Annotated in this window: 24 protein-coding genes and 1 pseudogene; 11 read left to right on the forward strand and 14 right to left on the reverse strand. The window is 63.6% G+C overall.

Translation table 11 applies throughout. The features are described from left to right. Nucleotides 1-35 precede the first annotated feature (35 nt). Together rpoZ and D886_RS0101155 are read right to left on the reverse strand one after the other, a co-directional pair. Nucleotides 36-299, reverse strand: coding sequence for a DNA-directed RNA polymerase subunit omega (gene rpoZ / locus D886_RS0101150; RefSeq protein WP_012312123.1), 264 nt, complete (start codon nt 297-299; stop codon nt 36-38). Between the two features lie 179 nt (nt 300-478). After that, entirely contained in the window at nt 479-1,351 is an 873-nt protein-coding gene (locus D886_RS0101155; protein ID WP_027592151.1) for a LysR family transcriptional regulator, read from the reverse strand. Nucleotides 1,352-1,595: 244 nt separating this feature from the next. On the opposite strand from D886_RS0101155, the gene D886_RS0101160 reads away from it, so the two are divergent. From D886_RS0101160 to D886_RS0101170, 3 genes are all read left to right on the forward strand, one after another. Next, nucleotides 1,596-2,939 carry a glutamine synthetase family protein gene (locus tag D886_RS0101160; RefSeq protein WP_371097094.1) on the forward strand — a complete coding sequence of 448 codons (1,344 nt, stop codon included), beginning with the start codon at nt 1,596-1,598 and terminating at the stop codon, nt 2,937-2,939. Nucleotides 2,940-2,943: 4 nt separating this feature from the next. Continuing rightward, entirely contained in the window at nt 2,944-3,717 is a 774-nt protein-coding gene (locus D886_RS0101165) for a gamma-glutamyl-gamma-aminobutyrate hydrolase family protein (RefSeq protein WP_027592153.1), read from the forward strand. A 112-nt stretch (nt 3,718-3,829) separates the two neighbouring features. Continuing rightward, nucleotides 3,830-5,371, forward strand: a complete 1,542-nt coding sequence (locus D886_RS0101170) for an APC family permease (protein WP_027592154.1) — start codon at nt 3,830-3,832, stop codon at nt 5,369-5,371. Between the two features lie 110 nt (nt 5,372-5,481). On the opposite strand, the gene gmk is transcribed toward D886_RS0101170, so the two are convergent. Together gmk and D886_RS0101180 are read right to left on the reverse strand one after the other, a co-directional pair. After that, nucleotides 5,482-6,102, reverse strand: coding sequence for a guanylate kinase (gene gmk, locus D886_RS0101175; RefSeq protein WP_027592155.1), 621 nt, complete (start codon nt 6,100-6,102; stop codon nt 5,482-5,484). 13 nt (nt 6,103-6,115) lie between these two features. Then, nucleotides 6,116-6,979, reverse strand: a complete 864-nt coding sequence (locus D886_RS0101180) for a YicC/YloC family endoribonuclease (RefSeq protein ID WP_027592156.1) — start codon at nt 6,977-6,979, stop codon at nt 6,116-6,118. A 225-nt stretch (nt 6,980-7,204) separates the two neighbouring features. Between D886_RS0101180 and rph the strand changes: the two genes are divergently transcribed. Beyond that, the gene (rph, locus tag D886_RS0101185; RefSeq protein ID WP_027592157.1) at nt 7,205-7,927 is read left to right on the forward strand and encodes a ribonuclease PH; all 723 of its coding nucleotides are present in this window, start codon (nt 7,205-7,207) and stop codon (nt 7,925-7,927) included. A gap of 139 nt (nt 7,928-8,066) precedes the next feature. On the opposite strand, the gene D886_RS0101190 is transcribed toward rph, so the two are convergent. Then, on the reverse strand, nt 8,067-8,846 hold the full coding sequence (locus D886_RS0101190) for an exodeoxyribonuclease III (RefSeq protein WP_003253401.1): 780 nt from the start codon (nt 8,844-8,846) through the stop codon (nt 8,067-8,069). 80 nt (nt 8,847-8,926) lie between these two features. On the opposite strand from D886_RS0101190, the gene pyrE reads away from it, so the two are divergent. Continuing rightward, entirely contained in the window at nt 8,927-9,568 is a 642-nt protein-coding gene (gene pyrE / locus D886_RS0101195) for an orotate phosphoribosyltransferase (protein ID WP_008091580.1), read from the forward strand. A gap of 163 nt (nt 9,569-9,731) precedes the next feature. Here the strand turns inward: pyrE and argB are convergent, their stop codons facing one another. The 4 genes and pseudogenes from argB to coaBC form a co-directional block, all read right to left on the reverse strand. After that, nucleotides 9,732-10,637 carry an acetylglutamate kinase gene (gene argB / locus D886_RS0101200; RefSeq protein WP_027592158.1) on the reverse strand — a complete coding sequence of 302 codons (906 nt, stop codon included), beginning with the start codon at nt 10,635-10,637 and terminating at the stop codon, nt 9,732-9,734. A gap of 30 nt (nt 10,638-10,667) precedes the next feature. Further along, nucleotides 10,668-12,041 (reverse strand): annotated as a pseudogene (locus tag D886_RS0101205) (phosphomannomutase/phosphoglucomutase); the annotation flags it as partial. A gap of 135 nt (nt 12,042-12,176) precedes the next feature. After that, nucleotides 12,177-12,632, reverse strand: coding sequence for a dUTP diphosphatase (gene dut / locus D886_RS0101210; RefSeq protein WP_027592160.1), 456 nt, complete (start codon nt 12,630-12,632; stop codon nt 12,177-12,179). Nucleotides 12,633-12,637: 5 nt separating this feature from the next. After that, entirely contained in the window at nt 12,638-13,849 is a 1,212-nt protein-coding gene (gene coaBC / locus D886_RS0101215; RefSeq protein ID WP_027592161.1) for a bifunctional phosphopantothenoylcysteine decarboxylase/phosphopantothenate--cysteine ligase CoaBC, read from the reverse strand. A 127-nt stretch (nt 13,850-13,976) separates the two neighbouring features. On the opposite strand from coaBC, the gene radC reads away from it, so the two are divergent. Further along, entirely contained in the window at nt 13,977-14,657 is a 681-nt protein-coding gene (radC, locus tag D886_RS0101220; protein ID WP_027592162.1) for a DNA repair protein RadC, read from the forward strand. Nucleotides 14,658-14,777: 120 nt separating this feature from the next. Here radC and D886_RS0101225 read toward each other — a convergent pair whose 3' ends face one another. Continuing rightward, a complete protein-coding gene (locus D886_RS0101225; RefSeq protein ID WP_027592163.1) occupies nt 14,778-16,367 on the reverse strand; it encodes an ABC transporter substrate-binding protein in 1,590 nt (529 codons plus the stop codon). 360 nt (nt 16,368-16,727) lie between these two features. Between D886_RS0101225 and rpmB the strand changes: the two genes are divergently transcribed. Further along, nucleotides 16,728-16,964, forward strand: coding sequence for a 50S ribosomal protein L28 (gene rpmB / locus D886_RS0101230; protein WP_003253504.1), 237 nt, complete (start codon nt 16,728-16,730; stop codon nt 16,962-16,964). Between the two features lie 11 nt (nt 16,965-16,975). After that, nucleotides 16,976-17,131, forward strand: coding sequence for a 50S ribosomal protein L33 (gene rpmG, locus D886_RS0101235; RefSeq protein WP_003253507.1), 156 nt, complete (start codon nt 16,976-16,978; stop codon nt 17,129-17,131). Nucleotides 17,132-17,199: 68 nt separating this feature from the next. On the opposite strand, the gene D886_RS0101240 is transcribed toward rpmG, so the two are convergent. Further along, nucleotides 17,200-17,559: a cupin domain-containing protein gene (locus tag D886_RS0101240; protein WP_027592164.1), complete on the reverse strand. Its 360-nt coding sequence runs from the start codon at nt 17,557-17,559 to the stop codon at nt 17,200-17,202. Nucleotides 17,560-17,755: 196 nt separating this feature from the next. Here D886_RS0101240 and D886_RS0101245 point away from each other — a divergent pair, with 196 nt between their 5' ends. Both D886_RS0101245 and D886_RS0101250 read left to right on the forward strand, forming a co-directional pair. Next, nucleotides 17,756-19,249: an aldehyde dehydrogenase gene (locus D886_RS0101245; protein ID WP_027592165.1), complete on the forward strand. Its 1,494-nt coding sequence runs from the start codon at nt 17,756-17,758 to the stop codon at nt 19,247-19,249. 139 nt (nt 19,250-19,388) lie between these two features. Then, the gene (locus D886_RS0101250; protein WP_027592166.1) at nt 19,389-20,528 is read left to right on the forward strand and encodes an MFS transporter; all 1,140 of its coding nucleotides are present in this window, start codon (nt 19,389-19,391) and stop codon (nt 20,526-20,528) included. 121 nt (nt 20,529-20,649) lie between these two features. On the opposite strand, the gene D886_RS0101255 is transcribed toward D886_RS0101250, so the two are convergent. After that, nucleotides 20,650-22,203, reverse strand: a complete 1,554-nt coding sequence (locus D886_RS0101255) for a phospholipase D family protein (RefSeq protein ID WP_027592167.1) — start codon at nt 22,201-22,203, stop codon at nt 20,650-20,652. Between the two features lie 60 nt (nt 22,204-22,263). Next, complete coding sequence (locus D886_RS0101260) at nt 22,264-23,694, reverse strand: PLP-dependent aminotransferase family protein (RefSeq protein WP_177323868.1); 1,431 nt, start codon at nt 23,692-23,694, stop codon at nt 22,264-22,266. 178 nt (nt 23,695-23,872) lie between these two features. Here D886_RS0101260 and D886_RS0101265 point away from each other — a divergent pair, with 178 nt between their 5' ends. Beyond that, nucleotides 23,873-24,103 carry a DUF1127 domain-containing protein gene (locus D886_RS0101265; protein ID WP_027592169.1) on the forward strand — a complete coding sequence of 77 codons (231 nt, stop codon included), beginning with the start codon at nt 23,873-23,875 and terminating at the stop codon, nt 24,101-24,103. Nucleotides 24,104-24,131: 28 nt separating this feature from the next. Here the strand turns inward: D886_RS0101265 and D886_RS0101270 are convergent, their stop codons facing one another. Further along, the gene (locus tag D886_RS0101270) at nt 24,132-25,424 is read right to left on the reverse strand and encodes an FAD-binding oxidoreductase (RefSeq protein WP_027592170.1); all 1,293 of its coding nucleotides are present in this window, start codon (nt 25,422-25,424) and stop codon (nt 24,132-24,134) included. Nucleotides 25,425-25,473 lie beyond the last annotated feature (49 nt).

Below are 25,473 nucleotides of genomic sequence, written 5' to 3' on the forward strand. Positions count from 1 at the left end.
GGGCCTTGTGCCGCGCGACGTCGACCTGGCATCAATCAGACAGCCTCGTTGGACTCGTCCTCGAACGCGGCGAAGACCGGATCCTCGGTGACGATCTCTTCAGCAGCGATGAACTCGTTGGTGACGATGCCTTCGGCGATTTCACGCAGGGCAACAACGGTCGGCTTGTCGTTTTCCCACGCGACGCGTGGCTCTTTGCCGCCGGTCGCCAGCTGACGGGCGCGCTTGGTCGAGAGCATGACCAGCTCAAAGCGGTTATCCACGTGTTCCAGGCAGTCTTCAACAGTTACGCGGGCCATGGTCTTCCTCAGTAGCAATTGCGGTGGGCGTGCAGCCCAATATGGGCAGGCGGACTCGATAGTATAAAAATTCACCAGCCAATAGGGAAGCGCTGTTTTGCCACGCGCGGATCAGGCCCGCCCCTGTGGGGGCGGGTTTAGCCGCGAAAGGGCCGCAACAGACACCCTCCTCTTGTATCTCACAACATCGCGTCGCGCAACCGCGGGGTCAATTCCTCGAACAATGTCTGCACCGAGCGTAACGCCCGGCAATCGGGCCGGGTCAGCAGCCACAGTTGGGTGTCGCAACCGGGCAGCGGGCCACTCAGCGCATCGACGCCAGGCAAGGCATGCACCATGTAGTCGGGCAGCGCCGCCACGCCCAGCCCGGTGCTGACCAGTTGCGCTATGGTCGACATGCCGCTGCACTGGTAGCGCGGGCTCAACCCAGGGTATTGCTGGTTGCGCCAGACCACGGTCGGGTGGTCCTGCATCGAGTCGTCCGGGGCAATCCACGGCACGCTGCTGGCCGACTCGGTCAGCCGTTCGCGCCACTGCGGCTGGCCGCAGATCACGTAGGAGGTCGAGCCCAGGCAGCGGCCTACCAAGTGTTCGGGCGGCGTATTGGTCAGGCGCAGGGCGATGTCGGCATCGCGCCGGCTGAGGTTGGCGAAGGTGTTGGAGGTGCCCATTTCCAGCGACAACGCCGGGTAATTGGGCATGAAGTCGGCCAATGCCGGCAGCAGCAGGCTGTGCATTACCGCCTCGGTGCAGGTCAGCCGCACCGTACCGCTGACCACCTGTTCGCCGCTGGTCATGGCGATGCGCGCGGCTTCCAGGGCCTGTTCGGCGCGCTCGGCCTGCTCAGCCAGAGCCTGGGCGGTGTCGGTGGGCAGGTAGCCTTTACGGCTTTTGACGAACAGCGCGGTGCCCAGTGCCGACTCCAGGCGACGGATCGAGCGGAACACCGTCGAGACGTCCACCTTGAGCAGTTCGGCAGCCTTGGCCAACGAGCGGCCACGTTCCAGGGCCAGGACCAGGGAGAGGTCGGCGTGGGTAATCTGATATTGCATTGATGCACGCTCTGCTTGCCGAAATGCCAATGTCTGTTGCGTTGAGGCCATTTTATAGTGGAACCGCCCCTGGGAATCAATGCGCCCGGTCGGGCAACCAATCCCCACGATGGGAAAGTGAAAAAAACAACAGCTGCAACCATCGTCGCCCGTGAGGCGCCAGCCGTATCCCCACATCGCCGCAGCAAATCAAAGGATGTACACCATGACGTCGGTCACCCCGTGCGCCAGTTCTTCCAGCGAGATGAAAGACTTCCTCCAGGCCCATCCGGATACGCAGTATGTCGATCTGCTGATCTCCGACATGAATGGCGTGGTACGCGGCAAGCGCATCGAGCGGGCCAGCCTGCACAAGGTGTACGAAAAAGGCATCAACCTGCCGGCGTCACTGTTTGCCCTCGACATCAACGGTTCGACCGTTGAAAGCACCGGCCTGGGCCTGGACATTGGCGATGCCGACCGCATCTGCTACCCGATCCCCGGCACGCTGTGCAACGAGCCGTGGCAGAAACGCCCGACCGCCCAGTTGCTGATGACCATGCACGAGATCGAAGGCCAGCCTTTCTTCGCCGACCCGCGCGAAGTGCTGCGCCAGGTGGTGAGCAAGTTCGACGACCTGGGCCTGGATATCTGCGCCGCGTTCGAACTCGAGTTCTACCTGATCGACCAGGACAACCTCAACGGCCGCCCGCAACCGCCGCGCTCGCCTATTTCGGGCAAGCGCCCGCAGTCGACCCAGGTGTACCTGATCGACGACCTCGACGAATACGCCGACTGCCTGCAAGACATGCTCGAAGCGGCCAAGGAGCAAGGCCTGCCGGCCGATGCCATCGTCAAGGAAAGCGCCCCGGCGCAGTTCGAGGTCAACCTGCACCACGTTGCCGACCCGCTGAAGGCCTGCGACTACGCCATCCTGCTCAAGCGCCTGATCAAGAACGTGGCCTACGACCATGAGATGGACACCACCTTCATGGCCAAGCCCTACCCGGGCCAGGCGGGCAACGGGCTGCACGTGCACATCTCGCTGCTGGACAAGAAAACCGGCAAGAACATCTTCGCCAGCAGTGACCCGCTGGAAAGCGACGCGCTGCGCCACGCCATCGGTGGCGTGCTGGAGACCATGCCGGCGTCGATGGCCTTCCTCTGCCCGAACATCAACTCGTACCGTCGTTTCGGCGCGCAGTTCTATGTGCCCAACGCGCCGAGCTGGGGCCTGGACAACCGCACCGTGGCGGTTCGCGTGCCGACCGACAGCAGCGAGAACGTGCGCATCGAGCACCGTGTGGCCGGCGCTGACGCCAACCCTTACCTGATGCTCGCGGCCATTCTCGCCGGTATTCACCACGGCCTGACCAGCAAGGTCGAGCCGGGTGAACCGATTGAAGGCAACTCGTACGAACAACTGGAACAGAGCCTGCCGAACAACCTGCGCGATGCCCTGCGCGCGCTGGATGACAGCGAAGTGCTCAATCAATACATCAGCCCGGATTACATCGATATCTTCGTCGCCTGCAAGGAAAGCGAGCTGGCCGAGTTTGAAGTGTCGATCTCCGACCTCGAGTACAACTGGTACCTGCACACGGTGTAAGCCCATGAGCGCAAATGCGGTCCCCTTGATCGGTATCAGCGCCTGCCGCCAGCAGGTGGGGAAGAACTCGTCGCACACGGTGGGCGACAAGTATGTCGAGGCGGCCGGCTTTGCCGGGCTGCCGCTGATTTTGCCGGCGCGCGACGAGGGCAGTGATACCTCCGCGCTGCTGGCCCAGCTCGACGGCATTCTTTTTACTGGCTCGCCTTCAAATATCGAACCGCATCATTACAATGGCGCCCCCAGCGTGGAGGGTACCCGGCATGATCGCGCGCGCGATCGCCTGACCCTGCCGCTGCTGCAGGCGGCGATTGCCGCCGGTGTGCCGGTGTTCTGCATTTGCCGTGGGTTCCAGGAATTGAATGTGGCCCTTGGCGGCACCTTGCACCAGCGTGTGCAGGAGCTGCCTGGCTACCTTGACCACCGCGAACCTGAGGACGCACCCCTGGAGGTGCAATACGGCCCTCGTCACCCCGTTGGCATCGCGCCTGGCGGGTTGTTCGAGCGCCTGGGCCTGGCTGCGCAATTCGAGGTCAACTCGTTGCACAGCCAGGGCATCGACCGCCTGGCCCCTGGGCTGCGCGTCGAGGCGCGGGCCCCGGATGGCCTGATCGAAGCGGTGTCGATGCCAGATGCGCCGGGCTTCGTGCTTGGCGTGCAGTGGCACCCTGAATGGCGTTTTGCCGAAAACCCGGTCTCCCGGCGCCTTTTCCAGGCGTTTCGCGAGGCCTGTATTGCCCATGCTGCACGGGAGGGTACGCGCCAGAAGGCATTCTGACGTCACCCGAAAGTCTCGGATGACGCACCCCTGTTGCAAGCTTTCAATGAGTGAAAGCGGGCCTTGTACGCAAGGCCCGCGAAAACAATTCCAAAATTTACGGCACATACTCATGAGCGATTACACAGAAGCCGGCCGCCCACCCGATGTGGCGGCCGACGCGGGCAACACCCAGCGCAGCAAGGGCTTGGCCAAAGGCCGCCTGGGCTTGCTGGCCAGCGTGGTGCTGGGCATTTCCACCATCGCCCCGGTCTATACCCTGACCGGCGCGCTTGGCCCAACCGTGCGAGAGGTCGGTGCCCACCTGCCTGCGGTATTCATCGTCGGCTTCCTGCCGATGCTGCTGGTCGCCCTCGGCTATCGCGAGCTGAATTCGGCAGAGCCGGACAGCGGCACCTCGTTCACCTGGTCGGCGCGCGCCTTTGGCCCGATGATCGGCTGGATTGGGGGCTGGGGGTTGGTGGTCGCCACCACCATCGTGCTGTCGAACCTGGCAGGCGTGGCGGTCGACTTCTTCTACCTGTTCCTGGGGCAGATCACCGGCAACCATGGCCTGGCGGCCTTGGCGGACAACCTGCTGATCAACATCAGTACCTGTTGCGTGTTCATCGCCCTGGCGGTGTGGATCTGCTGTCGCGGCATAGCCACCACCATGACGGTGCAGTATGGCCTGGTGGCCCTGCAGTTGCTGGTGCTGATCGGCTTTGCCTTCGCCGCCTTCGGTGGCACCACTGCGCCGCCACCGCTGGAATTCGATTTCGCCTGGTTCAACCCGTTCGGTGTCGAGTCGTTCTCGGCCTTTGCCGCGGGGCTTTCACTGTCGATCTTCATTTTCTGGGGCTGGGACACCTGCCTGACCGTCAGCGAAGAGTCGGTGGGCAGCGAAGAGGTGCCGGGCAAGGCCGCCACCTGGACCGTGATGTTGATCCTCGGCCTGTACCTGTTCACCGCCATCGCCACCCTGCAGTTTGCCGGTATCAGTGAAACGGGCCTGGGCCTGAACAACCCGCGCATCCAGGAGAACGTCTTTGCCCACCTGGCCGGCCCGGTCATGGGGCCGCTGGCGATCCTGATGTCCATCGCCGTGCTGGCCAGCACCGCAGCGTCGCTGCAGTCGACCTTCGTGGCACCGGCGCGCACCTTGTTGGCCATGGGTTACTACGGTGCGGTACCGCCTAAGTTCGCCAGCGTTTGCCCGCGTTCGCAAACCCCGCGCTACGCCACCATCTGCGCTGGCCTGGCCGCCGGCCTGTTCTACGTGACCATGCGTACCCTGAGCGAGAACGTGCTGGCCGACACCATCACCGCGCTGGGGATGATGATCTGCTTCTACTATTCGCTGACTGCGTTTGCCTGCGTCTGGTACTTCCGCGACAGCCTGTTCGACAGCGTGCGCCACTTCGTCATGCGCGGCCTGTGCCCGCTGGTCGGTGGGGTCATCTTGTCGGTGATCTTCGCGCGTACCGCGATCGACAGCGCTTCGCCAGACTTCGGCAGCGGCTCGCATGTGGGTGGGCTGGGGCTGGTGTTCGTGATTGCCGCGATCATTTCGGTGCTTGGCATCGGGCTGATGCTGCTGTCGCGGATGCGGGCGCCGGCGTACTTCCTGGGGGCGACCTTGCGTCAGCAGGCGACCCTGCCGCTGGCGGAGTAATGCAGAGGGGCGCTTTGCGCCCCATTCGCAGCACAAGGCTGCTACATCCTTGCCTTTGTAGGAGCAGCCTTGTGCTGCGAATGGGCTGCAAAGCAGCCCCGCTCCGTCTCTCAGGAAAGCAGTTCTTTCAGCAGCCCACCGTGGCGCTGCTGTTGCTTCTTCAACTGCAGGCGGTTCGAGCGGAACACCGCCTTCAACTCCTCCAGCGCGACGCCGAAGTCATCATTGATGATCAGGTAGTCGTACTCGTCGTAGTGCACCATCTCGCTGACCGCTTCTTTCATGCGCCCGGCGATGATCTCCTCACTGTCCTGCCCACGCCCATCCAGGCGCTGACGCAGCGCTTCCTGGCTGGGTGGCAGGATGAACACCGAGAGTGCCTCGGGCATCAGCTTGCGCACCTGCTGGGCACCTTGCCAGTCGATTTCCAGGATCAGGTCGAAGCCCTGGTCGAGGGTCTGCTGCAGCGCGCTGCGCGAGGTGCCGTAGAAGTTGCCGAACACTTCGGCATGCTCGAGGAAGTCGCCTTGCTCGATCAGTGCCTTGAATTCTTCGTGCACGACGAAGTGGTAGTTCACCCCGTGCTGCTCACCCGGGCGCATGGCGCGGGTGGTGTGCGAGACCGAGACGCGGATTTGCTTGTCGTCCTGGGTCAGGGCCGTTACCAGGCTGGTCTTGCCGGCACCCGAAGGGGCCGAAACGATGTAGAGGGTGCCGCTGCTGTGGTTCATGGTCGGGGTGGCCTTACTCGATGTTCTGTACTTGTTCACGCATCTGTTCGATCAATACCTTCAGGTTGACCGCCGCTTGCGTGCTACGCGGGTCGAATGCCTTGGAGCCGAGGGTATTGGCTTCGCGGTTGAGTTCCTGCATCAGGAAGTCCAGGCGCCGGCCGGCCGCGCCGCCCGACTTGAGCACGCGGCGCACTTCGGTGACGTGGGTGGCGAGGCGGTCGAGCTCTTCGGCGACGTCGCTCTTTTGCGCCAGCAGCACCATCTCCTGCTCCAGGCGTTGCGGGTCGAGCTCAGCCTGCATGTCGCCGAAGCGGTCGAGAATTTTCTGCCGCTGGGCCGCCAGCATCTGCGGCACCAGGGCGCGCAGTGTGGTGACCTCGGTGGTCATGTTGTCCAGGCGTTCGTTGATCAGCCGGGCCAGCTCCTGGCCTTCACGCAGGCGCCCGGCCTTGAGCTCGGCCAGCGCGTCGTCGAACAGCGCCACGGCCTCGGCGTTCAGCGCTTGCGGGTCGCTGGCGTCGGCAAACAGCACGCCGGGCCACGACAGCACTTCCAGGGGGTTCAGCGGGGCCGGCTGCTTGATCAGGCCAGCCACCTCTTCGGCGGCGGCGACCAGCTGTGCGGCGCGCTCACGGTCCACTTTCAGTGGCTTGCCGGTGCTGTCTTCGTTGAGGCGCAAGGTGCATTCCACCTTGCCGCGCGACAGCCCCTGGCGCAGGCCTTCGCGTACCGCGCCTTCGAGGTCGCGCAGGGCCTCGGGCAGGCGCAGGTGCGGCTCCAGGTAGCGGTGGTTGACCGAGCGCAGCTCCCAGACCAGGGTGCCTTGGCTGCCGGCGCGCTCGACACGAGCAAAAGCGGTCATGCTGTGCACCATGGGGAGTACCTCGCGTAGATGAATGAACAGGGAAGCCTCTCGGCTGCAAGGCGCAGGATTGTAGCGCAGTGGGGCCTCGGCGCCCAATCCAGCCATGTTACAGAGGGCGAAATGCGCAGTGGGAAAAGGCGACAGGCTGTCAGGGGCGCGACAATAGGCGTGTCCTCCCGCAGCTGCGAGCTCTATAATGCTCGGCAGATTCAAGTCCCAGTACAGGTATCCCAGATGAAACGTCCAAGTGGTCGCGCCGCCGATCAGCTCCGCTCGATCCGCATCACCCGCAACTACACCAAGCACGCCGAAGGGTCGGTACTGGTCGAGTTCGGTGACACCAAGGTCATCTGCACGGTCAGCGTGGAGAATGGTGTGCCCCGCTTCCTCAAAGGCCAGGGCCAAGGCTGGCTGACAGCCGAATACGGCATGCTGCCGCGCTCCACCGGCGAGCGTAACCAGCGCGAAGCCAGCCGTGGCAAGCAGGGCGGCCGCACCCTGGAAATCCAGCGCCTGATCGGCCGCTCGCTGCGCGCCGCGCTGGACATGAGCAAGCTCGGTGACATCACCCTGTACATCGACTGCGATGTGATTCAGGCCGACGGTGGCACTCGCACCGCGTCGATCACCGGTGCCATGGTCGCCCTGTGCGATGCCCTGGCCGTGATCAAGAAGCGTGGCGGCCTCAAGGCTGGCAACCCGCTCAAGCACATGATCGCCGCGGTTTCCGTGGGCATGTACCAAGGCGAGGCCGTGCTCGACCTGGACTACCTGGAAGACTCCGCCGCCGAGACCGACCTGAACGTGGTCATGACCAGCGCCGGTGGTTTCATCGAGGTACAAGGCACCGCCGAGGGCGCGCCGTTCCAGCCTGAAGACCTGAACGCCATGCTCGCCGTGGCGCAGAAGGGCATGAACGAGATCTTCGAACTGCAGCAGGCCGCCCTGGCCGACTGATTCATAGCAATTGGGGCCGCTTCGCGGCCCATCGCCGGCAAGCCGGCTCCCACCGCGACTGCGCAAACTTCAAGTCATGCGCTATGCCCGTGGGAGCCGGCTTGCCGGCGATGGGGCGCGAAGCGGCCCCAATGGTTTTCTAGATGGTCAACGTCCAGTCATAGTCCACAATCAGCGGCGCATGCTGCGAGAAGCGCGGCTGACGCGGCAGGCGGGCGTTACGCACGAAGCGGCGCAGGCCTGGGGTGAGGATCTGGTAGTCGAACCGGTAGCCCAGGTTGAGCATCTCGGCCTGTTCGTTGTCCGGCCACCAGCTGTACTGGTCGCCTTCACGGCTGACTTCACGCAGGGCATCCACGTAGCCCATCTCGCCCGTGATCGCGTCCATCCAGGCACGCTCCGGTGCCAGGAAGCCAGGCGATTGCTGGCTGTCGCGCCAGTTTTTGATGTCGAGCTTCTGCTGCGCCACGTAGAACGAGCCGCAATAGATGTACTCGCGACGCTTGCGCCGCTGTTTGTCCAGGTACTTGGCGAAGTCGTCCATCAACTTGAATTTCTGGTTCAAGTCTTCGTCGCCGTTCATGCCCGAAGGCAGCAGCAGGCTGGCAATACTGACTTTGTCGAAATCTGCTTGCAGGTAACGCCCGTAACGGTCGGCTGTCTCGAAGCCCAGGCCGGTGATGACTGCCTTGGGCTGCATGCGCGAGTAAAGGGCTACGCCACCTTGGGCGGGCACCTCCGCGTCGCAGGCATAAAGGAAATAGCCATCGAGCTGGAAAGCTGGGTCGTCGAGTTCAAAGGCCGAGGCGCGGGTATCCTGAAGGCAGATGACGTCGGCATTCTGGGCTTGCAGCCAGCTGAGCAAACCACGCTCGGCCGCAGCCTGAATGCCATTTACGTTCACACTGATGATCCGCATAAATGGCCCCAAAAATCTCGTGCGTGTATGATACCCGAGCTCAACTCATTTAGCTAAATCCGTGGTGTCCGGGACTTTCCATGCAGCCGTATCAGCGCGACTTCATTCGTTTTGCCATCGACCGCGGCGTTCTGCGCTTCGGCGAATTCACCCTGAAATCGGGGCGTACCAGCCCGTACTTCTTCAATGCCGGCCTGTTCAACACAGGTTCTGCACTGGCGCAATTGGGCCGTTGCTACGCGGCGGCCATCGTCGACAGCAAGATCCCGTTCGACGTGCTGTTTGGTCCAGCCTACAAGGGTATCCCCCTGGCGGCGACCACCGCCGTGGCCCTGGCCGATCAGCATCAGCTCGACGTGCCATGGTGCTTCAACCGTAAAGAAGCCAAGGATCACGGCGAAGGCGGCAGCCTGGTTGGCGCGCCTTTGGCAGGTGACGTACTGATCATCGACGACGTGATCACGGCCGGCACGGCCATCCGTGAAGTCATGCAGATCATCAATGCCCAGCAGGCCAAAGCCGCTGGCGTGCTGATCGCGCTTAACCGCGAAGAGCGCGGCAATGGCGAGCTGTCGGCGATCCAGGAAGTGGAGCGTGACTTTGGTATTCCGGTGGTCAGCATCGTTTCGCTGACCCAGGTGCTGGAGTTCCTGGCCGATGATCCGCAGCTCAAGCAGCATCTGCCTGCTGTTGAAGCGTATCGGGCGCAGTACGGAATCTGATTCCGGCTCGGTAATAAAAAAGGCGACCTTTGGATGAAGGTCGCCTTTTTTTGTGTCGCCTGTCCTGGCCTCTTCGCGGGTAAACCCGCTCCCACAGGATCTGCGCCAACACCTGTGGGAGCGGGTTCACCCGCGAAGAGGCCAGTGCAGGCTAACTAATCACTCAGCGCGGCTTGCGGTTGGTGATCAGGGTACCCACGCCGCTGTCGGTGAAGATCTCCAGCAGTACCGCGTTCGGCACGCGGCCGTCGATGATGTGCGAGCTGTTCACGCCGCCCTGCACCGCATCCAGTGCGCACTTGATCTTCGGCAGCATGCCGCCGTAGATGGTGCCGTCGGCGATCAGCTCGTTGACTTGCTCAGTGGTCAGGCCGGTCAGCACCTGGCCCTGCTTGTCCATCAGGCCGGCGATGTTGGTCAGCAGCATCAGCTTCTCGGCTTTCAGTGCCTCGGCTACCTTGCCCGCCACCAGGTCGGCGTTGATGTTGTACGACTCACCGTTGGCGCCCACGCCGATCGGCGCGATCACCGGGATGAAGTCACCCTTGACCAGCATGTTCAGCAGGTCGGTGTTCACGCTCACGACTTCGCCGACGTGGCCGATGTCGATGATTTCCGGGGTGGTCATCTCTGGCGTCTGGCGGCTGACGGTCAGCTTCTTGGCGCGGATCAGCTCCGCGTCCTTGCCGGTCAGGCCGATGGCGCTGCCGCCGTGGCGGTTGATCAGGTTGACGATGTCCTTGTTGACCTGGCCGCCCAACACCATCTCGACCACGTCCATGGTGGCCGAGTCGGTCACGCGCATGCCGTCGATGAAGTGGCTTTCGATCGACAGGCGCTTGAGCAGGTCACCGATCTGTGGGCCACCACCGTGGACCACCACCGGGTTGATGCCCACAGCCTTCATCAGCACGATGTCACGGGCGAAGCCGGTTTTGAGCTCCTCGCTCTCCATCGCGTTGCCGCCGTACTTGATCACCAGTGTCTTGCCGACAAAGCGGCGGATGTAAGGCAGTGCTTCGGACAAAACTTCGGCTACATGGGAAGCGGCATCGCGATCGAGGGTCATGCAGGGCTCCTGTAAGGAACAGATAGTCGGTCAGAACGGCAGTTGCAGCTCAGGGGCAACCCGCAGCAACTGGGCGCGGAAAACATCCTTGATACGTTGCAATTCGGCGTCGTTGTCGGCCTCGAAGCGCAGCACCAGCACCGGCGTGGTGTTGGAGGCGCGTACCAGGCCCCAGCCGTGGGCGTAGTCGACCCGCACACCGTCGATGGTGGTCAGGTTGGCCGCGCCCCAGTCGGCGTCGCGTTGCAGTGCATCAATGATGCTGAATTTACCCTCGTCGGTCACATCAATATTGATTTCCGGCGTGGAAATATCGTTCGGGAACGCTGCGAACAGGCTTTCGGCGTCTTGCCCGGCCTTGCTGAGGATCTCCAGCAGGCGTGCGGCACTGTAGATGCCATCGTCGAAACCGTACCAGCGTTCCTTGATGAAGATGTGCCCGCTCATCTCGCCGGCCAGCAACGAACCGGTCTGTTTCATCTTCTTCTTGATCAGCGAGTGGCCGGTCTTCCACATCAGCGCGCGGCCGCCATGCTGTTCGATCAGCGGGGTCAGGCGACGGGTGCATTTGACGTCGAAGATGATCTCGGCGCCCGGGTTGCGCGACAGCACGTCCTGGGCAAACAGCATCAGCAGGCGGTCGGGGTAGACGATGGTGCCGGTGTTGGTCACCACGCCTACGCGGTCGCCGTCACCGTCGAACGCCAGGCCGATGTCGGCCCCGGTTTCCTTGACCTTGGCGATCAGGTCCGCAAGGTTTTCCGGCTTGCCTGGGTCTGGGTGGTGGTTAGGGAAGTTACCGTCCACCTCGCAGAACAGCGGGATAACGTCGCAGCCCAGGGCTTCGATCAGCTGCGGGGCGATGACGCCGGCAGCGCCGTTGCCGCAGTCCACCACCACCTTGAGCTTTTTCGCCAGCTTCACGTCGCCGACGATTTGCTGGTAATAGCGCTCGAGGATTTCGACCTTTTCCACGCTGCCTTCGCCACGGCTCAGGTCGTTGGTTTTCAGGCGGGTCTGCAGGGCCTGGATCTGTTCGTTGGCCAGGGTGTCGCCTGCGATGACAATCTTGAAGCCGTTGTAGTCCGACGGGTTGTGGCTGCCGGTGAGCATCACGCCCGATGTGCCGGCCAGCACGTTGGCGGCGTAGTACAGCGCGGGGGTCGGCACCAGGCCGACATCGCTGACCTGGCAGCCAGCGTCGGCCAGGCCTTTGATCAGCTGTTCCACCAGCATTGGGCCGGACAAGCGGCCATCGCGGCCAACGGAAATCTTGGGCTCGCCCTGGGCAAGGGTCTGCGCGCCGATGGCGCGGCCGATCCAGTAGGCGGTTTCGGCATGGAGGGTCTTGCCGACCACGCCGCGAATGTCATAAGCGCGGAAAATGCTGTCCGGCAGTGCGGGGACCAGGTGGGCCATTTCGTTCATCTCTGGAAGCTCCATTAGTCAAAGGCTGTCTGGGCAGGCGCAAACTGAACGCTTGGACGGTGGTTTCGCCAGAGAGTTCGCCATCCTTGGCCTGAACGGTCAGCTGTCGGCTCAGTGGCTGCCGGAGTGGCCGAAGCCGCCAGTGCCACGCTGGCTTTCGTCGAAGGCTTCGACGATGTCGAAATGCGCTTGCACCACCGGCACCAGCACCAACTGGGCGATACGCTCGCCAATGGCGATGGTGAACGGGGTGTTGCCGCGGTTCCAGCACGACACCATCAGCTCGCCCTGGTAGTCCGAGTCGATCAAGCCGACCAGGTTGCCCAGCACGATGCCGTGCTTATGGCCCAGGCCCGAGCGTGGCAGGATCATGGCTGCCAGGCCCGGGTCGCCGATGTAGATCGACAGGCCGGTGGGGATCAGCAGGGTCTGGCCGGGCTCGAGGACGGTGTCCTCCTTGAGCAGGGCGCGCAGGTCCAGGCCGGCAGAGCCTGGGGTGGCGTACTGCGGCAGGGGGAATTCGGTGCCCAGGCGTGGGTCGAGGATCTTGGCTTGAAGAGCGTGCATGTAACTTATTGAACCTGGTTGAGCCGTTCGGCGATGAAGGCGACCAGCTGCCGGGCGATCTTGCCCTTGCTGGTCTGCGCAAAGAGGGTCTGGTGCTGCTGGCGGTCGATCACGGTCAAGGCGTTCTCTTCGCTGTTGAAGCCGATGCTGGGGTTGGCCACATCATTGGCGACGATCAGGTCGAGGTTCTTGTCCTTGAGCTTGCGTGTGGCGTAATCGAGCAGGTGTTCGGTTTCGGCGGCGAAGCCGACGCTGAACGGGCGGTCGCCACGGCCAGCGATGGTCGCAAGGATATCGGGATTACGCACCATCTGCAGCAGCATGCCGTCGCCGGTCGTAGGATCTTTCTTGAGTTTTTGCGTGGCAACTACCTCTGGGCGGTAGTCCGCGACCGCTGCCGAGGCAATGAACAGGTCGCAGGGCATGGCCGCTTCACAGGCCGCGAGCATGTCCCGCGCGCTGACCACGTCGATGCGGTTGACCCGGTCGGGGGTCGGCAGGTGCACCGGGCCGGTGACGAGGGTCACCCGAGCACCGGCTTCGGCAGCCGCTTCGGCGAGGGCGAAGCCCATCTTCCCGGAGCTATGATTGGTGATGTAGCGGACCGGGTCGATGTTTTCCTGGGTGGGGCCGGCAGTGATCAGCACGTGTTTGCCGGTCAGCGTCTGGCGCTTGAAGCTTTCGGCGGCGCACCAGGCCAGGTCGGTGGCTTCGAGCATACGGCCAAGGCCTACGTCGCCACAGGCTTGGCTGCCGGAAGCTGGGCCGAACACCTGGATGCCGCGGCTTTTGAGCAGGTCGAGGTTGGCCTGGGTGGCCGGGTCACGCCACATCGCCTGGTTCATGGCCGGGGCGACGGCAACGGTGGCGTCGGTGGCCAGGATCAGGGTGGTCAGCAGGTCGTCGGCCATGCCTTGGGCCATGCGCGCCATGAGGTCGGCCGTGGCGGGGGCGATGAGGACCAGGTCGGCCCACTTGGCCAGCTCGATATGGCCCATGGCCGCTTCGGCGGCGGGGTCGAGCAGGTCCATGTGCACCGGGTGGCCGGACAGCGCCTGCAGGGTCAGCGGGGTGATGAACTCTGCACCGCCACGGGTCATGACGACGCGCACCTGCGCGCCGTGCTCCAGGAGTCGGCGGATCAGTTCGGCGCTTTTGTAGGCGGCAATGCCGCCACCGACGCCGAGGACGATGCGCTTGTGATACAGCCGCTGCATAGGCTTTTGCCTTTTTCCAGTGAAAGCGGGCGGCGACAAGAACTGCCTGCGGCAGAACGTCGCATGTACGAGGCGAAATAGATTAACACAGGGCCCAAACGTGCCGCAGCAGGACCAAGGAGTGGGGATGAGTATCAGGGAATGGCCGGCTGAAGAACGGCCGCGGGAGAAGTTGTTGTTGCGGGGGGCCGCGGTGCTGTCGGACGCCGAGCTGGTAGCGGTGCTGCTGGGCTCGGGCGTTGCCGGGCGTAACGTGCTGGAGCTGGCGCGGGGGTTACTGGTTCGCTTTGGGGGCCTAAGGCCATTTCTGGAGGCTGATCGCCAAGCCATTTTGCGCGAGCCAGGTCTTGGGCCTGTGAAGTACGCCCAGTTGCAGGCACTTCTGGAGATTGGCCGGCGCTACCTGGATGAGACGATCGAGCGCACGCCGGCGCTGGAGAGCCCAGAGGCGGTGCGGCGCTACCTCAAGGCCATGCTGCGCCATGAGCCCAGTGAAGTGTTTGGCTGCCTGTTTCTGGATACCAAGCACCGGCCGCTGGCGTTCGAGATCCTGTTCAGGGGGACGATCGACCGGGCCAGTATCTACCCGCGGGAAGTGGTGCGCCGAGCGTTGCTGCACAACGCAGCGGCGTTGATCCTGTGCCATAACCACCCGTCGGGCAACAGCGAGCCCAGCCAGGATGATGTGCACATGACGTTGGCGCTAAAGCGCGCGTTAGGGCTGATCGATGTGCGGGTGCTGGACCACATCATCGTGGGCGATGGCGAGCCGTTGTCGATGGTGGAGGAGGGGTGGATCGTTGCTTAGCGGTGTACTTGTGCCGGCCTCTTCGCGGGGCAAGCCCGCTCCCACAGGTATCGCACAGCATTCAAAGGCTGTCAGGTCCTTGTGGCAGCGGGCTTGCCCCGCGAAGAGGCCGGCACAGGCTTACTTGGTCACCGAAACCTTGCTGAAATCCAACCGCCCAAACGGGCTCACCTGGTACCCCTCGACCCCCTGGCGCAGCAGGGTAGCCGCGGTCGGATGCGCCAGCGGCACCCACAGCGCCTGCTGCTGGATCAGCGTCTGCGCCTGCTGGTACAGCCGGCTGCGTACGCTCTGGTCATTGGTGGTGCGCCCGGCGTTGATCAGCTGGTCGAGGCGGCTGTCGCAGAACCGTGCAAAGTTGGTCCCCGACTTCACCGCTGCACAGGAAAACTGCGGGCTGAGGAAGTTGTCCGGGTCGCCGTTGTCACCTGCCCAGCCCATGAACAGCAAGTCATGCTCGCCGGCCTTGGCGCGGCGGATCAGCTCGCCCCACTCGATCACGCGGATTTCGGCCTTGATGCCGATCTTGCCCAGGTCGGCCTGCAGCATCTGCGCGCCAAGGCTGGGGTTGGGGTTGAGCAGGCTGCCCGAAGGGCGGGTCCAGATCGTGGTGCTGAAGCCGTCAGGCAGGCCAGCCTTGGTCAGCAAGGCCTTGGCCTTTTTCAGGTCCAAGGGGTAGCCGGGCAGGTCCTTGGCGTAGCTCCAGGTGTTGGGCGGGTAGGGGCCGTTGGCGGCCGTCGCGGTGCCTTCGAACACCGCCTTGAGGTAAGCCTGTTTGTCGAAGGCCAGGTTGATGGCCTGGCGCACCTCTGGCTTGTCCAGGGGCGGGTGTTCGCTGTTGATGGCGACGAAGGCGGTCATGAAGGCCGGCGTGCTGGCTACCGTGAGGTTGCCATCCTTGCCGGCTTCAGCGATGTCCAGCGGCTTGGGCGACAGGGCCACCTGGCACTCGTTGCGCTTGAGTTTTTGCAAGCGCACGTTGGCATCAGTGGTGATGGCGAAGATCAGCGGGTCGACCGCAGGCTTGCCGGCGAAGTAGTCGGGGTTGGCGCGGTAGCGCACCACGGCGTCCTTCTGGAAACGCTGGAAGACGAACGGCCCGGTGCCGATCGGCTGGCTGTTGAGCTTGTCCGGCGTGCCCGCCTTGAGCAGTTTGTCGGCATACTCGGCGGAATAGATCGAGGCAAAGCCCATGCTCAAGGTGGCCAGGAACGTGGCATCCGGGTGGGTCAGGGTGAAGCGCACAGTGTGCGGCTCGGGGGCATCGATCGCCTTGATCAGGCTGCCCAGTTGCAGCGATTGCGCATGCGGGTAACCGCCCGGCGCAGTCTTGTGCCAGGCGTGGGCCGGGTAGAGCATGCGCTGGAAGCTGAACAGCACGTCGTCGGCGTTCAGCTCGCGGGTCGGTTTGAAGTAGGCGGTGGTGTGAAACTTCACGTCATCGCGCAGCTTGAAGTCGTAGATCAGGCCGTCTGCCGACACCGTCCAGCTCGCCGCCAGGCTGGGGACAACCTTGCCTTGGCCAGCGTCGAACTCCACCAACCGGTTCATCAGCACGTCGGCCGAGGCATTGGTGGTGGTCAGCGAGTTGTACTGGACCACGTCGAAGCCTTCGGGGCTGGCTTCGCTGCAGACACTCAGCGGGGCTGCCTGGGCGATGCCGGCGGCAAACAGGGAGGTAAACAATAAGGAAAAGGCGGCGGCACGCATCGTGACTCCTTGGCTGTCAGTGGCCCATCTGCCAGTGCAGTCTGGAAACGTCCTACCCTAGTGTGCGCATCAGCAAATGACCACCCTCTTTTTCTGTCGGCTGGCGACGAGTGGTCGACAGTGCGCCGCGCTAGTCGCTATGCTGCTCGCGCACGATTTGCCTCAGCTAGATGCTCATCATCTGTTGTTGCAATGCAGTCTTTCTGGTATAAAGCAGCGCTCTTTTCTAGGGGCTCGGCCTGTCGCATCAGCGGATCCGGTCGATAAGACCTCCAGAATCACGGCGCCTGGCGCCAAAGACTGAGAGATTAAGCGGCCAACCCATGCCGGGTTGGGCATGTGGTTTTAGAGGGCTGAGTCATGTCGAGAGTCTGTCAAGTTACTGGTAAGGGTCCAGTAACCGGGAACAACATTTCCCACGCAAACAACAAAACCCGTCGTCGTTTCCTGCCGAACCTGCAGCACCACCGTTTCTGGGTTGAGTCCGAGAAGCGTTTCGTGCGTCTGCGCGTTTCCGCCAAGGGCATGCGTATCATCGACAAGCGCGGCATCGACGCCGTTCTGGTTGACATCCGTAAAGCTGGCGCCAAGGTTTAAGGGAGAACATCATGCGTGAATTGATCCGTCTGGTTTCGAGTGCCGGTACCGGCCACTTCTACACCACCGACAAGAACAAGCGCACCACTCCGGACAAAATCGAGATCAAGAAATATGATCCGGTTGTTCGCAAGCACGTGGTGTACAAGGAAGCCAAGATCAAGTAATTGATCGGCAACCTTAAAAAAAACCCGCATCCGAAAGGACGCGGGTTTTTTTTTGCCTGCCAGGACCCTTACTTCTGCTCGAACATCACGTAGATCTTGCGGCAAGGCTCCAGCACCTCCCAGGTGCCTTTGAAGCCGGCCGGGATGACGAACCGATCACCGGCGCGCAGGGTCTTGGCGCCGCCATCCTGGTCGCGCAGCACCGAAACGCCCTGCACGATCTCGCAATATTCGTGCTCGGTATAGTTCACGGTCCACTGCCCGACTTCACCTTCCCAGACACCCGCCGCAAACTGGCCGCACGGGCTGGAGTAGTGGTTATAGACGGCCTGGTCGGGCTCGCCCTTGAGGATTTTCTCTGCCGCCGGGCGGTAGCGTTCAGCCTCGGTCAGAACCTGGGCGAAGTCGATGATGCTGGCGATGCTCATGGTGCGGCTCCTGTTGTTGTTTAATAAAATGAACATCAGTAGGCTTTTAGGCCTTTCGTGTCAAATATATTGATAGTTTACACAGGCTGGTTTAGGGTGTCGTTTGCCCGTGCGCGCGCGTCGCCCGGCCAGAATTCTGACAACGCCAGTGAGTCCTCAGTGCGGCGTTGCACCTAAACAAGAGGAGGAGTTTCGTATGACCACCCTGACTCGTGCGGACTGGGAACAACGTGCCCAGCAACTGAAGATCGAAGGCCGTGCCTTCATCAACGGCGAATACACCGACGCCGCATCCGGTGAGACCTTCGAGTGCCTGAGCCCGGTCGACGGACGCTTCCTGGCCAAGGTCGCCAGCTGCGACCTGGCTGACGCCAACCGTGCCGTCGAGAACGCCCGCGCCACCTTCGATTCCGGCGTCTGGTCGCGCCTGGCTCCGGCCAAGCGCAAGGCCAAGCTGATCCGCTTCGCCGACTTGCTGCGCAAGAACGTCGAAGAGCTGGCACTGCTCGAAACCCTGGACATGGGCAAGCCGATCGGCGACTCCTCGACCATCGACGTCCCAGGCGCGGCACAAGCCCTGCACTGGAATGCCGAAGCCATCGACAAGGTCTACGACGAAGTCGCACCGACCCCGCATGACCAACTCGGCCTGGTAACCCGTGAGCCGGTGGGCGTCGTCGGCGCCATCGTGCCGTGGAACTTCCCGCTGCTGATGGCCTGCTGGAAACTCGGCCCGGCCCTGGCCACCGGTAACTCGGTGGTGCTCAAGCCGTCCGAAAAATCGCCACTGACTGCCATCCGCATCGCCCAGCTGGCCATCGAAGCCGGCATCCCGGCCGGTGTGCTGAACGTGTTGCCAGGCTACGGCCACACTGTCGGCAAGGCCTTGGCCTTGCACATGGACGTCGACACCCTGGTGTTCACCGGCTCCACCAAGATCGCCAAGCAGCTGATGATCTACGCTGGCGAATCGAACATGAAGCGCATCTGGCTGGAAGCCGGCGGCAAGAGCCCGAACATCGTCTTCGCTGACGCACCGGACCTGCAAGCCGCTGCCGAAGCCGCTGCCAGCGCCATCGCCTTCAACCAGGGCGAAGTCTGCACCGCGGGTTCGCGCCTGCTGGTCGAGCGCTCGATCAAGGACACGTTCCTGCCCCTGGTGGTCGAGGCCCTCAAAGGCTGGAAACCGGGCAACCCACTGGACCCGCAGACCACCGTTGGCGCGCTGGTCGATACCCAGCAGATGAACACCGTGCTGTCGTACATCGACGCGGGCCACAAGGATGGCGCCAAACTGCTGGCCGGTGGCAAGCGCATCCTCGAAGAAACCGGCGGCACTTATGTCGAGCCGACCATCTTCGACGGCGTGACCAATGCCATGAAGATCGCCCAGGAAGAAATCTTTGGCCCCGTGTTGTCGGTGATCACCTTCGACACGGCCGAAGAAGCCATCGCCATTGCCAACGACACGCCGTACGGCCTGGCGGCTGGCATCTGGACTTCGGACATTTCCAAGGCCCACAAGACCGCCCGTGCCGTGCGCGCTGGCAGCGTCTGGGTCAACCAGTACGACGGCGGCGACATGACCGCGCCGTTCGGTGGCTTCAAGCAGTCGGGCAACGGCCGTGACAAGTCGCTGCATGCGCTGGAGAAGTACACCGAGCTGAAAGCGACCTGGATCAAGCTGTAAATCGCTGGGGCCGCGATGCGGCCCATTCGCGGGGCAAGCCCGCTCCCACACGTTCACCGCTGATTTCAGAATCGCGGAGTACCTGTGGGAGCGGGCTTGTCCCGCGAATGGGCCCAAGAAAATCCAACAGGGGGAGCACATGCGCTGGGGTACCTACTTCGCCGTACTGGCATCCGTACTCAGCGTCGGCCTTGCGCTCGGCGTGAGCATGCCGCTGGTTTCCCTGCGCCTGGAGGCCTGGGGCTACGGCAGTTTCGCCATCGGCGTAATGGCAGCGATGCCCGCCTTGGGCGTACTGCTGGGTGCCAGCCTGGCCAGCCGCCTGGCCGGTTGGGTCGGTGTGCCTGCCGCCATGCGCCTGTGCCTCTGGGGCGGCGCGCTGTCGATCGGCCTGGTTGCGGTGCTGCCCAGCTACCCGCTGTGGTTGGCCCTGCGCCTGCTGATTGGCATGTCCCTGACCGTGGTGTTCATCCTCGGCGAAAGCTGGATCAACCAATTGGTGGTCGAGCAATGGCGTGGCCGCCTGGTGGCGCTGTATGGCAGCAGCTATGCCTTGAGCCAACTGGCCGGGCCGCTGGTGCTGGGCTTTCTCGGTTCGGACGACGACTTTGGGTTCTGGGCCGCGACCGGCCTGCTGTTGCTGGCACCGCTGGTGCTGTTGGGCCGCGGCGGGGCGCCGACCACTGAAGCCTACAGCGTCACCTTCCGTGACCTGGTCGCCTTCTGCCGCCGCCTGCCGGTGATCGCTTGGGCAATCGCCCTGTTTGCCTCGTTCGAGGCGATGATCCTGACCTTGTTGCCGGTCTACAGCTTGCAGCAAGGGTTCACCACTGAGGTTGCCTTGTTCATGGTGAGCACGGTGGTGGTAGGCGATGCAGTGCTGCAGTTGCCGATCGGCGCGCTGGCTGACCACATGTCGCGGCGCACCCTGTTCACCGGTTGTGCGGTGACCTTGATGTGTTCCAGCCTGGCGATTCCGTTGCTGCTGCACACGCCGGTAATCTGGCCGCTGTGGGTGCTGTTCGGGGCCAGTGCCGGGGGGTTGTTCACCCTGTCGCTGGTGCTGATCGGCGAGCGTTATCGGGATGATGCGCTGGTACGTGCCAATGCCCATGTGGCGCAGCTGTGGGGCATCGGTTGCCTGCTCGGGCCGCTGTTGGCCGGGGCGGGTAGCCAGTGGATCAGCGGGCATGCGTTGCCGTTGTTGATGGCTATTGGGGCCGCAGGGCTGGTGGTGTTGACCCGTCGGCGCGGTGCCTTCGAACCTGCGCCTGCTTGATGTTCTTTGGAAGCTTTGCGGCCCTTTCGCAGCACAAGGCTGCTCCTACAGGAATACGCGGTGCTCTGTAGGAGCAGCCTTGTGCTGCGAATGGGGCGCAAAGCGCCCCCCGCCATCTGAACTACAGCATCTTCTCCAGGCCAACCGCCTTGCTGATCCAGGCATTGAAGCGCCGCCAGAGCCCGCCGGGCTCTGCTGTCAGCGTGTGCAGCTGGCCATTGTCCTCGGTCACCCAGACCAGCTTGTCATTGGCCAGCCTCACCTGATAACTCAGCGCGGGCGCCATGCCCTGCACGGCCAGCTCGCGGGTATATTCGGCCAACTCCGGGCTGTCCACCAGCACCCCCACCTCGGTATTCCACAGCACCGAACGCGGGTCGAAATTGAACGAGCCGATGAACGTCTTGCGCCGGTCGAAGACGATCGCCTTGCTGTGCAGGCTCGAATCGGAGCTGCCACGGAAGCTCAGGCGCCCGGCGCTGGGGTCGCCCGGCTGGCGGCGCAGCTCGAACAGTTGCACGCCATGTTCGAGCAGCGCACGGCGGTAGGGCGCATAGCCGCCATGCACCGCTGGCACATCGGTGGCTTCCAGCGAATTGGTCAGCAGCCTGACCGACGCCCCGGCATCGGCACGGCCGGTCAGGTACAGCAACCCCGGCTCGCCCGGCACGAAGTACGCCGATACCAGGATCAGCTCCTTGTGCACGTTGGCCAGGTCCGGCGCCAACTGCTGGCTCAGCAGCAGGTGCGGGTCGGGCTCATCATCGGCTAGCACCTTGCTCGGCGCATCCCACAGCGCTTGGCTGTGGGCCCAGATCAGCTCGTTGCGCCAGATATCCAGGCGCGGCTGTGACTGGTACGCCATCAACCGGTCATACAAGGCCTTGCGCCGCGTCCGCGCCTCGGCCAAGGAAACTTCCAGGCGGTGCCGGCTGGCGCGCAGGTCGTCGGCATCCGGCAGGCGCCAGAGAAAATCGCCGATCGGTCGGCTCAGGGCGCTGTTCCAGTACTGGTCGAAACCGTGGCCAAGTTGTTCGGCCACCGGGCCTACGCCCAGCAAGTCGATGTCGGTGAAGTTGAGGTTGGGCTCGGCATCGAAGTACTCGTCACCCAGGTTGCGCCCGCCGACGATGGCCATGCTGTTGTCCACCAGGAACAGCTTGTTGTGCATGCGCCGGTGCTGGCGCGACAGGTTGAACAGGCGGCCTACGGCCCGCGTGGCGCCGGTGCTGCGCCCCAGGTGCAGCGGGTTGAAGACGCGGATCTGGATGTTCGGGTGGGCATCGAGGGTGCCCATGATGGTGTCCAGGCCATCGCTGGTGGTGTCGTCCAGCAGGATGCGCACGCGCACGCCACGGTCGGCGGCGCGCAGCAGCTCATGCACCAGCGCACGGGTGCTGAGGCCGTCGTGGACGATGTAGTACTGCAGGTCGATGCTGGCCTGGGCGTTGCGGATCAGCTCGGCGCGCGCGCGAAACGCCTCGTTGCTGTTGGGCAACAGGCGAAAGCCCGAGCGCCCCTCATAAGGTGCCGCCTGGCGCAGCACCGAGCGGCCGAAGGCGGAATCGTTGGCCGGCAGCGCCTGGCTGACTTCGCGAGGGGCGCCGACGCTGGCACAGCCTGCAAGGCCGAGCAGTAGCGTCAGCAGAAGCGGCAGAGCTTGCTGCAATCTCAAGGTAAGCGCGTCCTGTACAGCAAAGGCTTAAGGGGTTGGACCGTGGAGGGCGGCGCAAAGTTACGCGCAGGCGTCGTCCTGATCCAGTAGACGAAGGGCGGTTTCACCCACGTTGCGCACGGCGGCCTCGATTGCCGGCGTAGGTTGGGCGGCGAAATTCATGCGCAGGCAGTGACGGAACTTGCCCGAGGCCGAGAAAATGCTGCCCACGGCAACCTGCACCCCCTGCTCCAGTAAAGCGCGGTTCAGCCGCAGTGTGTCGAAATGTTCGGGCAGTTCGACCCACAGCATGAAGCCCCCCTGGGGCCGGCTGACCCGGGTGCCCGGTGGGAAGTAACGGGTGACCCAGTCGCTCATCACATCGCGGCTGCGTTGGTATTGGCTGCGCATGCGGCGCACGTGGGGTTGGTAATGGCCGGCCTTGATGAAGTCGGCAATGGCCAGTTGCGGCTGGCTGGCGGTGCTGCCGGTGCTGATGTACTTCATGTGCAGCACCCGCTCCAGGTAACGCCCCGGCGCGACCCAGCCGATGCGCAGGCCGGGGGCCAAGGTTTTGGAGAACGAGCTGCACAGCAACACGCGGCCGTCGTCGTCGAACGACTTGAGGGTGCGCGGGCGCGGGTAGGTGTAGGCCAGGTCGCCGTACACATCGTCTTCCAGAATGGCCACGTCATAGCGCTGGGCCAGGCTCAGCAACGCCTTTTTGCGCGCCTCGGGCATGATGTAGCCGAGTGGGTTGTTGCAGCTCGGGGTGATCTGGATGAGCTTGATCGGCCACTGCTCCAGGGCCAGCTCCAGCGCTTCGAGGCTGATGCCGGTGACCGGGTCGGTGGGGATCTCCAGTGCCTTCATGCCCAAGCCCTTGAGGGTTTGCATGGCGCCATGGAAGCTGGGCGAGTCGACCGCGACGATATCGCCCGGCTCGCACACCGCGCGAATGCTGCAGGACAGCGCCTCATGGCAGCCGGTGGTCACCACCAGGTCGGCCGGGCCCAGGCGGCAGCCGGAGTCCAGCATCAAGCGGGCGATCTGCTCGCGCAGGGCCAGGTTGCCATGGATGTTGTCGTAATACAGGCCAGGCATGTCCTGGCGCCGGCTCAGTTGGGCGAGGCTGCGCAACAGCGGCTTGAGGGTCGGGCTGTTGACGTCGGGCATGCCGCGGCCCAGTTGCATCACGTCCTGGCGCGGGGTACTGCGGACCAGCTCCAGCACCTGTTCCCACTGGGAAATGTCCACAGGACGCTGGGCCGGGCGGCTGACGGCGGGCAGGGCAGGGAGGTGGCGGTGTTCGCTGACAAAGTAGCCCGACTTGGGCCGCGGCGAGACCATGCCGCTGTCTTCGAGCATGCGGTAGGCCTGCTGCACGGTGCTCAGGCTGACGCCGTGTTCCATGCTGAGGGCGCGCACCGAAGGCAGGCGCTGGCCGGGGCGATACAGGCCTTGCTCGATACGGGCGCCGAGCAGCTCGGCGAGGTTGAGGTAGAGCGTCACGGCATACTCCAGCGTCGCCTGCGTCCAGCGACCAGTACAGTTGCGCTGAAAATACAGCATTCACGCGTCGATTCGCCAATTCTGTATGGGAATAATAAGCCGCTAGTGGATCTGTATTGTCACCATTGTCAACGCGCATGCTTGCTCCACGGTATCAACTGAACGGGAGAACGCAGTGATGGGTGGCATGAGCGATGTGCGCTTGCAACTGATGGCCAAGGACTTGGACGCCGAGCAGCGGGCCAAAGTCTTCAATGCGCCAGCGGGCCTGAGCCGTTGGGGGCTGATGGTGCATCGCTGGCATACCCGCAAGGCGCTGCTGCAGCTGACAGACGATGAGTTGCGCGATGTCGGGCTGAGCTGGGAGCAGGCCCGTACAGAAGGGCGCAAACCCTTCTGGAAGGCATAAACGGCCCAATTTGTAGGAGCGGCAGCGTTCAGACCAGCTCTTTCAGCCGGTGCCAGAGCATCCCCAGTGCCAGCAGTGGCGAGCGCAGGTGCTTGCCGCCTGGGAAGGTGATGTGCGGCACCTTGGCGAACAGGTCGAAGCGCCCGCTTTGCTGGCCACTGATGGCCTCGCCCAGCAGGCGCGCGGCCAGGTGGGTAGCGTTCAGCCCATGGCCGGAGTATGCCTGGGCGTAATAGACATTCGGCTGGCTGGCCAAACGGCCGATCTGCGGCAGGCGGTTGGCGCCAATGCCGATCATGCCGCCCCATTGGAACTCGATGCGCACATCGGCCAGGTGCGGGAAAACCTTGAGCATTTTCGGCCGCATGTAGGCGGCGATGTCTTGCGGGTCGCGGCCGGAATAGTGGCAGGCACCGCCGAACAGCAGCCGGTGGTCCGCAGACAGGCGATAGTAGTCCAGCGCTACGCGCTGATCGCACACGGCCATGTTCTGTGGCAGCAGTGTGCGCGCGCGTTCCTCGCCCAGTGGCTCGGTGGCAATGATGTAGCTGCCGGCGGGCAGCACCTTGCCGCCCAGCTCGCGGTTGAGGTCGTTGTGGTAGGCATTGCAGCACAGCACGAGGGTCTTGGCGCGAACCTGGCCTTGAGCGGTGTGCACCTTGACCTCTGGGCCATACTCGATGCGGGTGACTTCCGACTGCTCATACAGGCGCACGCCCAGGCGGCTGGCTACGGCCGCCTCGCCAAGGGCCAGGTTGAGCGGGTGCAGGTGGCCCGAGCCCATGTCGATCAGGCCGCCGACATAGCACTCGGCGCCGACCACGCTGTGGATATCGTCTTTGCCGACCAGGCGCAGCTCATGCTCGTAGCCCAAGCTGCGCAGTGCTTCAGCCTCTTCGGCAAAGCCCAGCAGCTCAGCAGGTTTATTGGCCAGGTCGCAGTAGCCCCAGGTCAGGTCGCAGGCGATGGCGTGGCGCTCGACCCGCTCGCGGACGATCTGCACGGCTTCCAGGCCCATCAGCTTCATGCTGCGCACGCCTTCTTCGCCGATCACCGGAAGGAACTGGTCCAGGCCATGGCCAACCCCGCGGATGAGTTGCCCGCCGTTGCGCCCGCTGGCGCCCCAGCCGAGCTTGCGGGCTTCCAGCAGGATCACCGAGAGGCCACGTTCGGCCAGTTCGATGGCGGTGTTCAGGCCTGAATAGCCGCCGCCGACGATGCACACGTCGGCGCTGTGCTCGCCTTGCAGGAAAGCGTGGTCGGGGTGGGGCGCGCTGCTGGCGGCGTAATAGGAGGCGGCGTGCTGCGCGCTGTGGATCATGGGGCAGGTCCTGGGCAGGAAAACAGAAGGGGGGAGGATAAGCTGGGGT

The organism is Pseudomonas sp. LAIL14HWK12:I7, assembly GCF_000483465.1.
GTDB lineage: Bacteria > Pseudomonadota > Gammaproteobacteria > Pseudomonadales > Pseudomonadaceae > Aquipseudomonas > Aquipseudomonas kermanshahensis.